Raw genomic sequence first — 10,494 nt, forward strand, 5'->3', positions numbered from 1 at the left:
GCCGCCGCGAACCCGCGGCGGCGCGCGAGGGGACCGGCGGTCAACTCTTGACAGGCCACGGCACCACTTGCATACCATCTGAACCGCTGGTTCAATAGATGAACCATTAAAGGGGAGAACATGAGCATCAAGGTCAGAAAGACCATCCGGCACCTGGAAGAGACCCACCTTGAGAACGGCCGTGAGGTCGACCCCGTGCACCGGGTGGCCTTCGTCGGCATTGTCATCGAGAACCCCTACGGCAGCGGGTACGTCGAAGACCTGGTCACGCTGGCGGACGAGGTCGGCGAGCAGATCGGCGAGCTGGTGGGGCCGGCCTGTGTCGAGCTCCTCGGTACCGAGGTCGAGGCCTTCGGAAAGGTGGCGCTGGTCGGCATCGCGGGCGAGGTGGAGCACGGCTCCGCGCTCATCCACAACCTGCGTTTCGGCAACGTCTTCCGCAACGCCGCGGGCGGGACGGAACTCCTGCCCGCCGCCGAGAAGGTCGGCCTGCCCGGAGACCCCATCGACGTGCCCCTCAAGCACAAGACCGACTCGAAGACCCGTTCACACCACCAGACGATCACCTTGCAGGTCCCCGGCGCACCGCTGCCCGGCGAGATCCTGGTGGGCTGCGTCGCGGCGAGCGCCGGTCGCCCGCTCGCGCGGCTGGCGGTCTTCGGTGCGGAAACCGCAGGACAGTAGGCGAGAATGACCATCACGGACAGGGTCGTGGACACGAACGAGTGGACCGCCGACCGCATCAAGGCCGCCGACCGGGAGTACGTCATCCACTCCTGGTCGACGCAGGGGAGCGTCAACGCCGCCCCCATCGCCGGCGGTGAGGGCTCCTGGTTCTGGGACTACGACGGCAACAGGTACCTGGACTTCCAGTCGCAGCTCGTCAACATGAACCTGGGACACCAGCACCCCAGGATCGTCGAGGCGATCAAGGAGCAGGCGGACCGGATGTGCTACATCGGTCCCAACTACGCCGAGCGGTCACGCGCCGAGCTCGCCGAGCTGATCGCCGGACTGACCCCCGGCGACCTGAAGATGACCTTCTTCACCACCGGCGGCGCGGCGGCCAACGAGAACGCCGTCCGGCTGGCCAGGCACGTCACCGGGCGACACAAGATCGTCGCCCGCTACCGTTCGTACCACGGGGCTACGGCGGGCGCCATGGCGCTCACCGGCGACCCGCGACGCTGGGCCGCCGAGCCCAGTTCCTTCGGCGTGGTGCGCATGTTCGACCCCTACACCTACCGCTGCCCGGTGGGCCACCCCGACCCGTGCCCCGTCTGCTCCGGCGGTCCGCACCTTGAGGAGATCCTGCAGTACGAGAACCCGGACACCGTCGCCGCGGTCGTCCTGGAGACCGTCACCGGGACGAACGGGCTCATCTACCCGCCCGAGGGCTATCTACGGTCCATCCGCGAGGTGTGTGACAAGTACGGAATCATCCTCATCTTCGATGAGGTGATGGCGGGCTTCGGCCGCACCGGGGAATGGTTCGCCTGCAACCACTGGGACGTCACCCCCGACATCCTGATCACGGCCAAGGGCCTCAACTCCGGTTACGTCCCGCTCGGCGCGATGGTCGTGAACCAGCGGATCTCCGACTGGCTGATGGTCAACAAGTTCTGGGGCGGGCTGACCTACGCGGGCCATCCGCTGGCCTGCGCCTCCGGCGTGGCGTCGATCAAGGCCATGCAGGACGAGAACATCCTGGCCAACACCCGTGAGATGGGCGAGCGCCTCGGCCTCGGCCTGGACCGGCTGGCCGACAGGCACGTGAGCATCGGCGACATCCGGGGCCGCGGCCTGTTCTACGGACTCGAACTGGTCTCCGACCGTGGGACGCGCGAGCCGCTGGTCCCGTTCAACGCCACCGGGGCGGCCGCCGCACCGATGACGGCCGTGGTGGCCGCGGCGAAGAAGCTGGGGCTGTACCTGTCGGCGAACAACAACGTGCTCCGGCTGACCCCGCCCCTCGTGATCACCGGCGAGGAGATCGACTTCGCGGTGGACGTCCTCGACAAGGTGCTGCCCCTCGCCGACGAGGCGGCGGAGCAGGCCTGACGGGTCACCCGGCCCGTAGTTCTCGATTTCAACGTACGAAGGAATACGCATGTCCGAGATGAAGCGCGAATCGGTCAGCACGACCGACAGGGCGGTCCCGCTGGGAGAACTGCCGCCGATCGGCGAGGTTCCGAAGACGATGACCGCGCTGGTCGTACGGCAGGACCGGTTCGGCGACCCGGAGAAGGCATTCCAGGTCGAGACGGACATCGAGGTCCCGCCGCTCGGCCCCAGCGAGGTCCTCGTCGCCGTTATGGCGGCCGGGGTCAACTACAACAACGTGTGGGCGGCCCGCGGTTACCCCGTCGACGTCATCGGGCTGCGCCAGCGCGCCGGTGAGCCCTACGACTTCCACATCGGCGGCTCCGACGCGTCCGGCATCGTCTACGCCGTGGGCTCCGAGGTCTCCAATGTGGCCGTCGGCGACGAGGTCATCGTGCACCCCGGTTACTGGGACGAGAACGACCCCTGGATCCTCCGGGGCAAGGACCAGATGGTGGCCCCGTCCGCCCGGATCTGGGGCTACGACACGAACTTCGGGTCCTTCGCGCAGTTCGCCCGGGCGCAGGCCCACCAGGTGCTGCCCAAGGCCGGCCACCTCTCCTGGGCCGAGGCCGCGGCGCCCACCCTGGTCGGCACGACCGCCTACCGGATGCTGCACGGTTTCGAGGGGAACACCGTGCAGGAGGGCGACGTGGTCCTGGTCTGGGGCGGCTCCGGCGGTCTCGGCACGCAGGCCATCCAGCTCGCCAACCTGGCCGGTGCCAAGCCGGTCGCGGTGGTCTCCGACGACGAGCGTGGCGAGTACGCGCTGGCCAAGGGCGCGCTCGGCTACATCAAGCGCGGCGACTACAGCCACTGGGGAATCCCGCCGCTGGTCGACGACAAGGCGGGCCAGAAGGAGTGGCTGGGCCAGGCGCGCGCCTTCGGCAAGAAGATCTGGGAGATCGTCGGCGAGCGGAAGGACCCGGCGATCGTCTTCGAGCACCCGGGCGCCGCCACCGTGCCGACCAGCATCATGGTCTGCGAGCCCGGCGGCATGGTGGTCATCTGCGCCGGCACCACAGGCTTCGACGCCATGGTGGACCTGCGTTACCACTGGACCCGGCAGAAGCGTTTCCAGGGCAGCCACGGCACCAACGACGCGCAGGCCGTCGCCTACAACGACCTGGTCATCGCCGGAAAGATCGACCCGTGCCTGGGGCGCGTCGTGGAGTTCACCGACCTCCCCCGCGTGCACGCCGAGATGGGCCGCGGTGAGCAGGTCTTCGGCAACTCCGTCGCCCTGGTGGGCGCCAAGCCCGAGTAGCGGGCCGCGAGACGCCCCGGCCGGTGACCACCACCGGCCGGGGCGATGTCGTCACGGGGCCGTGCGCCCCAGTGCCGGGGTGAGCGAGATCGGCCCGGCGGACAGGTGCCGGCCGCGGGGGACGGGGTCGATCAGGACGCCGTCGTGGACCACCACCCGGCCGCCGACCAGGACGGTCCGCGGCCTGCCGGTCAGGGTCATGCCCTCGTACGGCGTGTAGTCCGTCGCCATGTGCAGGTCGCCGGCGCTCACCCGCCACCGGGCGGCCGGATCCCAGATCGCGATGTCGGCGTCCGAACCCGGCATCAGCGTGCCCTTGCGCGGGTACAGGCCGTTGGTCCTGGCCGGATTGGCGGCGGTCAGCTCGACGAACCGGGTGGCGGGCAGCCCGGCCCCGGCGACGTACTCGGAGAAGATCACCGGTAGCCGGGTCTCCACCCCGGGCAGGCCGTTGGGCATGGCCCGCACGTCGGTGCGCCGCGACTCCTTCTGCGCCACGTCGTAGCAGCAGTGGTCGCTGCCGATCGTGGTGATCTCCCCGGTGAACAGGTGGCGTCCCAGCGCGTCGACGGCCTGGCGGGAGCGGAGCGGCGGGCAGCAGACGAACCGCTCCGGGGCGGGGCCGTCGTAGTTGCCGTCGTCCAGCACCAGGTGGTGGGCGACCGACTCGGTGAACGCCGGCACGCCGCGCCGCCTGGCCGCCGCCACCAGCTCGACCGCCTCGGCGGTGGACTGGTGCACGAAATAGACCGGTGCCGTCAGCGACTCGGCGATGGCCAGCACCTCGGCCACCGAGGCGGTCTCGGCCAGTTCGGGACGGGTCGCGGCCATGTGCTCGGCGCCGATCCTGCCGCTCGCCGCGCACCGCTCCTGGGTGTCCTCGATGATGTGGTTGGCCTCGCAGTGGATCACCACCATGCCGCCCAGGTCGCGCAGCGTCCTCATGGTCCGCAGGATGGTGTCCTCGCCCGCCATGGTCTCGCCGCGGTAGGTGGTGAACATCTTCACCGTGGGCATGCCGTCCGCGACCAGCGCGCCGAGCTGGTCGGGCACGGTCTCGTCCCACTCCACGACGCAGGCGTGCAGGGCACTGTCGCACAGTCCCCGATCGGCCTTGGCCCGCTGGGCGTACGCCGCGTCGGCAGGTGCCTGGCCGGGCCGTGGGATGGCGAAGTCCACGATCGTGGTGGTGCCGCCGAACACCGCGGCCGTCGTGCACCTGGTGTAGTCGTCGAGCGAGGTGAAGTCGCCGGAGGTGAAGCCGACGTGGCAGTGCGGGTCCACCCCGCCCGGCATGACCAGCCGCCCGGTCGCGTCGACCTCGGTCGCGCCGCCCGGCGCGGGCGTGCCCGGCTCGGCCAGGGCGACGACGACGCCGCCGGCCACGAACACGTCGGCGGGGGCGGACCAGCCCGCCTCGACCACCGTGCCGCCCCGCACCACCAGCTCGGCGTCCCTCATCCGGTCGCGCCCTGCGTCCGGCCGGACGCGAGATAGGCGCGCCAGCCGCCGGCCGTGCTGATATCGGTGACCCCCGGCAGGGTCAGCGCCCCGTCGCGCATCCGCATGGACAGCGATCCGCTGCCGTCGGAGAGCTCGATCACGCTCAGCTCCAGTTCCTCGGGCTCGTTCGGCAGCAGGTGCTCGCGCAGGATCCGGTAGCTCACCTCGTACAGCTCGCCGGGCACGGCGTGCCCGTCGGAGGTCACCGGGTACAGGCCGGGGAACTCGTCGCGCACCGAGTAGAACCGGTAGCGGGGGGCGGTCTCGACGGGGCCGACGAACCGGGCGCCGCTCAGCGCGGTGTTCAGGCTGCCGCCCGACATCGCCTGGCCGTTGACGAACATCCGCAGATTCTCCACGGGTCCTCCTTCAGTACTGGGGTTCGGCCGCGCGGCGGGCACGCTCGGCGGCGGGGTCGGGGATCGGGACGGCCGCCAGCAGCGACCGGGTGTAGGGGTGCTCCGGCGCCCCGTACACCTGCTCCCGGGTGCCGATCTCAGCGAGCCGTCCCTGCTCCATGACCGCGATCCGGTCGCAGAGGTAGTAGACGACCGCCAGATCGTGCGCGATGAACAGGATCGACAGGTTCAGCCGCAGCCGCAGGTCCCGGAGCAGGTTGAGCACCTGGGCCTGGACCGAGACGTCCAGGGAGGAGATCGGCTCGTCGCAGATGAGCAGCCGGGGCTCGACCGCCAGGGCCCGGGCGATGGCGATGCGCTGGCGCTGCCCGCCGGAGAACGACCTGGGATAGCGGTCCAGGTGCTCGGCGGACATGCTCACCGTCTCCAGCAGGGCCGCCGCGCGCTCCCTGCGCCGGCGCCGGTCCGGTTCGAGACCGTGCACGGCGAGCGGCTCCTCGAGCAACTGGGCCACGGTCATCCGGGGGTTCAGCGACGAGTACGGGTCCTGGAACACCATCTGCATCTCGCGGCGGAGGGAGCGCAGCTCCCCGCGGCCGGCCGCCAGCACGTCGCGCCCGCCGAGTTCCACCCGGCCGGAGTCGGGTTCGGTCAGCCGCGCCACGCACCGCGCGGTGGTGGACTTGCCGGAGCCCGACTCCCCGACCAGGCCGAGCACCTCGCCCGGCATCATGTCGAAGGAGACGTCGTCCAGCACGCGCCTGCCCTCGAACGTCTTGACCAGGTTCCGCACCCGCAGCAGGGGCTCGCTCATGACGGGCTCACCGTCCCTTCCTCGGCCGTCTCCACCGCGGAGCCGACGGTGGCCAGCGGCCTGGACAGGTCGCCCCCGATCCGGGGCACGGCCGCGAGCAGCGCCCTGGTGTAGGGGTGGCGGGGCCGGGCGTAGATCTCCTCGACCGGGCCGCTCTCCACCGCCAGGCCGTGGCGCATCACCACCACCCGTTCGGCGAACCCGGCCACGATGCCCAGGTCGTGGGTGATCAGCAGGACCGCCATGTCCCGCTCGTCGGCCAGCTCGTGCAGCAGCCGCAGCACCTGCGCCTGGACCCGCACGTCGAGTGCGGTGGTCGGCTCGTCGGCGATGAGCAGCGCGGGTTCCGCGATGATCGCGATGGCGATCACCACCCGCTGCCGCATCCCGCCGGAGAACTGGTGAGGGTAGTCGTCGAAACGCTGCTCGGCGTCGCGCACGCCCAGCCGGGAGAGCAGCTCGACACCGCGCCGCCTGGCGACCTTCTTGGACACCCCTCGGATGACCAGCGGCTGCGTGATCTGCCAGCCGATCGTCATCACCGGGTTGAGCGAGGCCAGCGGGTCCTGGAAGACCAGGCCGACCCCCGAACCGCGGATCTCGCGCATCCGGCGCGGCGGCAGCGCCAGCAGGTCGGTGCCGTCCAGCTCGATCCGCCCGGTCAGCGTGGCGCCGGCGTCCAGCCGCAGCACGGCTCGCGCGGTGACCGACTTGCCGGAGCCGGACTCGCCGACCAGCGCGACCTTCTCGCCGCGGGCCAGCTCCAGGTCGACGCCGTGCACGACCTCGACCGGCCCCTCGGGCCCGGGAAAACTCGCCCGCAGATCTCGTACGGCGAGCAGTGGTGTGTCCGTCATCGGCCGGCCCCCTCGCGGATCGTCGGGTCGTTGCGCACCCGCAACCAGTCGCCCAGCAGGTTGAAGGAGATCGCGGTCAGCATGATGGCCAGGCCGGGGAAGGCCACCGCCCACCAGCCGTTGGTGAGGTTGTTGGCCGCCGCGGCGATCATCGCCCCCCATTCGGCGGACGGCACCTGCGCGCCGACGCCGACGAAGGACAGGCCGGAGATGACCAGCATCACCGCGGCGACGTCCAGCGTGGTCTGCACGTACAGGGTGTTCAGCGCGTTGGGCAGGATGTGCCGGAAGACGAGGCGGGTCCTGGAGACGCCGAGCATCCTGGCCGCGTCGACGTACTCGGCGTCCTTGACGTCGCGGACCAGCGTGCGCACCAGCCGCGCGTAGCCGGGCCACCAGGTGAGGGAGAGGGCGATCACCGCGGACTGCAGGCCGGAGCCGAGCGCGGCGGCCAGGCCGAGGGCCAGGATGATCGACGGGAGCGAGAGGCCGATGTCGGTGATCCGCATCAGCACCTCGTCGACGACCTTCCCGCCGAGGGCGGCGACCGTGCCGACCACGGTCCCGAACAGCGCCGCGGCGACGATCACGATCATCGTGGCGGGCAGGGTGACCCGCGCGCCGGACAGCACCCGGCTGAGCACGTCACGGCCGCTGGCGTCGGTGCCGAACCAGTGGTCGCCCGAGGGGGACAGCAGGGCCTTGGACAGGTCGACCGCGTAGGGGTCGTGTGGCGCGATCAACGGCCCGACGACGGCGAGGAGCACCATCGCCACGGCCACGGTCACCGCGGCGCGCTCGACGATCGGGACGCGGGGCAGGACGCGGCGGCGCGTGCCGGCGTGCGCCGTGGCGCCGGCGCTCACGCGTTCACCTCCGCGAGAGCGGGTACGGCCGGCTCGCCCGTGCGGCGCTTCGTCCTGCGCAGCCGCGGGTTGAGCCAGAGCTGGACCAGGTCCACGGCGATGTTCGCCACCACGAAGACCACTCCGATCACGAGAACCGTGCCGATCACGGTGTAGAGGTCGCTCTGCAGGACGGCGGCGACCGCGTGGGCGCCGATGCCCGTCCTGCCGAAGATGGATTCCACCAGGACCGTGGAGCCGAGCATCCAGCCGAGTTGCATGCCGAGAATCGTGCTGGCCGGGACCATGGCGTTGCGCAGGCCGTGCCGTACCACCACACGGAACTCCGAGGCGCCGGTCGCCCGGGCCAGCGTGATGTAGTCGGAGTCCAGCGTGGTGATCATTGAGGAGCGCACCGTGCGGGCCACCACCGCGACGAACGAGGCGGCCAGCGTCAGGGCGGGAAGTATCAGGTGTTGCAGGGCGTCGCCGAAGGCGGCCAGGTTCCCGCCGAGCAGCGCGTCCAGCGAGGTCATCCCGGTGATCCTCGGCACGTCCTGGCCGAAGGCGAGCTGGCCGGTCAGCGGCAGCAGCCTGAGTTCCGCGGCGAAGACGAGCTGAAGCATGAGGCCCAGCCAGAAGACCGGGACCGCCGCGCCCAGCAGGGCGATGAGCCGGGCCGCGATGTCGGCCGACCGGCCTCGGCGGTAGGCGGCGTACACGCCCAGCGGTACCGCCACCACGATGTTGATCGCCATCGCGGCGAGCACGAGTTCCACCGAGGAGGGCAGCATGGCGGCGATGTCGTCGAGCACCGGCCGCTGGGTGAACACCGAGATGCCCAGGTCGCCGTGGAGCAGCCGGTCCAGATACCCCGTGAACTGCTGCCACAGAGGCTGGTCGAGGCCGAGCTGGATCCGTACCTGTGCCACCTGTTCGGCGGTCGCGTTACGCCCTGCGGCGGTCCTGGCCGGGTCGCCGGGCAGTACCTGGGTCATCAGAAAGGTGACGACGGCCAGGCCTGCCAGAACGACGACGCTGGTCACGAGCCGCCGTAGCAGAAAACGAGCCATGGGGTACCTCCCCTCAGTGGTGATCTCCGATGATGGGCGGGCTCGGCGCGGCGGTCCGCGCCGAGCCCGGCGGGTCAGCCGACCTGCACCTGGTAGACGTCCACGGTCTGGTGGTGCGCGGGGTCATAGGCGTAGCCGGTGAGCCCCTTGCGGTGAACCGTCACGTACTGCGGGTTGGACATGTTGATCGAGGGGTGGTCGGCCGCGATGGTCTGCTGGGCCTCCTTGTAGAGGGCGCAGCGGGCCTCGATGTCCGTCAGCTTCTGAGCGTCCTCGACCAGCTTGTCGACCTTCGGGTTGTCATAGCCGCCGCTGTTCTGCCCGTTGTTGATGAACTTCGAGTCGAACTGCAGGTACAGCACCGAGTCCGGGTCCGGGTAGGGCGGGAAGCCGTAGATCATGCCGAGGTCGGGCGTGGTCGCGTTGCTCTTGAGCATCTCGACGTACTGCGGGTAGGTGACCGCCGACAGTTCGACCTTCACGCCGATCTTGGCGAGGTTGGACTGGAGCAGCGTGGCCGCCTGCTCCATCTCGGCGGTGGCCTTGAGGTAGCTCATCGTCAGCGTGACGTTCTTCAGACCGGCGGCGTCCAGGACGCTCTTGGCCTTCTCCAGGTCGTAGCCCGCCTGCGCGACCGTGGGGTCGGCGCAGGCCATGGTGCCCGCCAGCACGCCGGCGGCCTTCTTGCCCGCGCCCTTGAGGATGGCCGACTGGTGCTGGTCGTAGTCGTAGGCGTAGGTGATGGCCTCGCGCAGCGCCTTGTCGGCCGTCGGCGAGTCCTTCATCTTGAAGAAGGTGTAGAGCTGCACGTTGGTGTCGGCCTTGTCCACCACGTGGCCGGCGCTTTCGAGACCGGCCCAGTCGTTGGGGTCGATGTCCATCGCGATGTCCACGTCACCGTTGCTCAGCGCGGTCTTCTGGGTCGTCGCCTGCGGCAGGTAGCGGATCACCACGTCCTTGGCCTGGTTGGTGAAGCCGCCCCAGTAGCCGTCGTGCCGGGTGAACTTGGCCTCCTGGTTGGGGGTGTACCCGGCCAGCTTGTACGGCCCGGATCCCGCGCCGTTGGCCGCCAGCCACTGGCGGCCGTCGTCGGAGCCCGCGTTGGCCTGGACGAGCTTGGAGTTGAGCAGGTAGACCCGCGACAGCGCACCCAGGAACGGCGCGTAGGACTGCTTCAGCCTGATCGTCAGATGGGTGTCGTCGACGACCTCGGCGGAGTCGTAGGCGGTCAGCAGCGACGCGACGCCCATCTGCAGTTTGCTGATCCGGTCCATCGTGTACTTCACGTCGGCGGCGGTCAGCTTGGTGCCGTCGTGGAAGGTCACGTCGTCGCGGAGCGTCAGGTCGAGAGTCCTGCCGTCCTTGGAGAACGTCCACTCGGTGGCCACGGCGGGGGCGAGCACGCCGCCCTTACCGTACTTGACCAGGGTGTCGTAGGCGGGGATGGACACCTCGTCGACGGTCGAGTTGTCGGCCTGGACCGGGTCGAAGGTGGCCGGCGGCTCGTTCTCCGCGATGATCAGTGTCTGCTTGCGGACGTCGGAGCCGCCGGAGCCGCCCGAGGCGCTCTGGCCGCAGGCCGCGAGGGCCAGCGCGCCGACGAGCAGGACTGAGGTCAGGCCCAGCGTGCCCTTGCGGCCACGTGCCACCGGGGTGGCGGGGGGTCGATGCAC

10 protein-coding genes are annotated in these 10,494 nt (G+C 70.3%); 3 read left to right on the forward strand and 7 right to left on the reverse strand.

Going from position 1 to position 10,494, the window contains the following annotated elements:
* The first annotated feature begins 120 nt into the window (after nt 1–120).
* From AB0J58_RS16645 to ccrA, 3 genes are read left to right on the forward strand one after another with little or no spacing between them, the layout of a single operon-like run.
* Nucleotides 121–684, forward strand: a complete 564-nt coding sequence (locus AB0J58_RS16645; protein ID WP_364216123.1) for an amino acid synthesis family protein — start codon at nt 121–123, stop codon at nt 682–684.
* A 6-nt stretch (nt 685–690) separates the two neighbouring features.
* A complete protein-coding gene (locus AB0J58_RS16650) occupies nt 691–2,061 on the forward strand; it encodes an aminotransferase class III-fold pyridoxal phosphate-dependent enzyme (protein ID WP_364216126.1) in 1,371 nt (456 codons plus the stop codon).
* Nucleotides 2,062–2,110: 49 nt separating this feature from the next.
* Nucleotides 2,111–3,370 (forward strand): crotonyl-CoA carboxylase/reductase, encoded by a 1,260-nt coding sequence (ccrA, locus tag AB0J58_RS16655; protein WP_364216129.1) that lies wholly within the window; start codon nt 2,111–2,113, stop codon nt 3,368–3,370.
* 51 nt (nt 3,371–3,421) lie between these two features.
* Here ccrA and hydA read toward each other — a convergent pair whose 3' ends face one another.
* The 7 genes from hydA to AB0J58_RS16690 form a co-directional block, all read right to left on the reverse strand.
* Nucleotides 3,422–4,831, reverse strand: a complete 1,410-nt coding sequence (hydA, locus tag AB0J58_RS16660; RefSeq protein ID WP_364216132.1) for a dihydropyrimidinase — start codon at nt 4,829–4,831, stop codon at nt 3,422–3,424.
* Nucleotides 4,828–5,232, reverse strand: coding sequence for a gamma-glutamylcyclotransferase (locus AB0J58_RS16665; RefSeq protein ID WP_364216135.1), 405 nt, complete (start codon nt 5,230–5,232; stop codon nt 4,828–4,830). Before AB0J58_RS16665 ends, hydA begins: the two co-directional genes overlap by 4 nt.
* A 10-nt stretch (nt 5,233–5,242) precedes the next feature.
* Entirely contained in the window at nt 5,243–6,046 is an 804-nt protein-coding gene (locus AB0J58_RS16670; RefSeq protein WP_364216138.1) for an ATP-binding cassette domain-containing protein, read from the reverse strand.
* Nucleotides 6,043–6,903: an ABC transporter ATP-binding protein gene (locus AB0J58_RS16675; RefSeq protein WP_364216141.1), complete on the reverse strand. Its 861-nt coding sequence runs from the start codon at nt 6,901–6,903 to the stop codon at nt 6,043–6,045. The genes AB0J58_RS16670 and AB0J58_RS16675 overlap by 4 nt, the downstream gene beginning before the upstream one ends.
* A complete protein-coding gene (locus AB0J58_RS16680) occupies nt 6,900–7,769 on the reverse strand; it encodes an ABC transporter permease (protein WP_364216144.1) in 870 nt (289 codons plus the stop codon). Before AB0J58_RS16680 ends, AB0J58_RS16675 begins: the two co-directional genes overlap by 4 nt.
* Entirely contained in the window at nt 7,766–8,821 is a 1,056-nt protein-coding gene (locus AB0J58_RS16685) for an ABC transporter permease (protein ID WP_364216147.1), read from the reverse strand. The genes AB0J58_RS16680 and AB0J58_RS16685 overlap by 4 nt, the downstream gene beginning before the upstream one ends.
* A gap of 74 nt (nt 8,822–8,895) precedes the next feature.
* On the reverse strand, nt 8,896–10,494 hold the full coding sequence (locus AB0J58_RS16690; RefSeq protein ID WP_364216150.1) for an ABC transporter substrate-binding protein: 1,599 nt from the start codon (nt 10,492–10,494) through the stop codon (nt 8,896–8,898).

This window comes from Streptosporangium sp. NPDC049644 (assembly GCF_040675205.1).
Lineage (GTDB): Bacteria > Actinomycetota > Actinomycetes > Streptosporangiales > Streptosporangiaceae > Streptosporangium > Streptosporangium fukuiense.

Excerpts from the sequence above, each read along its gene's own strand:
- AB0J58_RS16670 (WP_364216138.1), bottom strand. The coding sequence starts at position 6,046 with ATGAGCGAGCCCCTGCTGCGGGTGCGGAACCTGGTCAAGACGTTCGAG.
- AB0J58_RS16675 (WP_364216141.1), bottom strand. The coding sequence starts at position 6,903 with ATGACGGACACACCACTGCTCGCCGTACGAGATCTGCGGGCGAGTTTT.
- AB0J58_RS16650 (WP_364216126.1), top strand. The coding sequence starts at position 691 with ATGACCATCACGGACAGGGTCGTGGACACGAACGAGTGGACCGCCGAC.
- AB0J58_RS16645 (WP_364216123.1), top strand. The coding sequence starts at position 121 with ATGAGCATCAAGGTCAGAAAGACCATCCGGCACCTGGAAGAGACCCAC.
- AB0J58_RS16685 (WP_364216147.1), bottom strand. The coding sequence starts at position 8,821 with ATGGCTCGTTTTCTGCTACGGCGGCTCGTGACCAGCGTCGTCGTTCTG.
- hydA (WP_364216132.1), bottom strand. The coding sequence starts at position 4,831 with ATGAGGGACGCCGAGCTGGTGGTGCGGGGCGGCACGGTGGTCGAGGCG.
- ccrA (WP_364216129.1), top strand. The coding sequence starts at position 2,111 with ATGTCCGAGATGAAGCGCGAATCGGTCAGCACGACCGACAGGGCGGTC.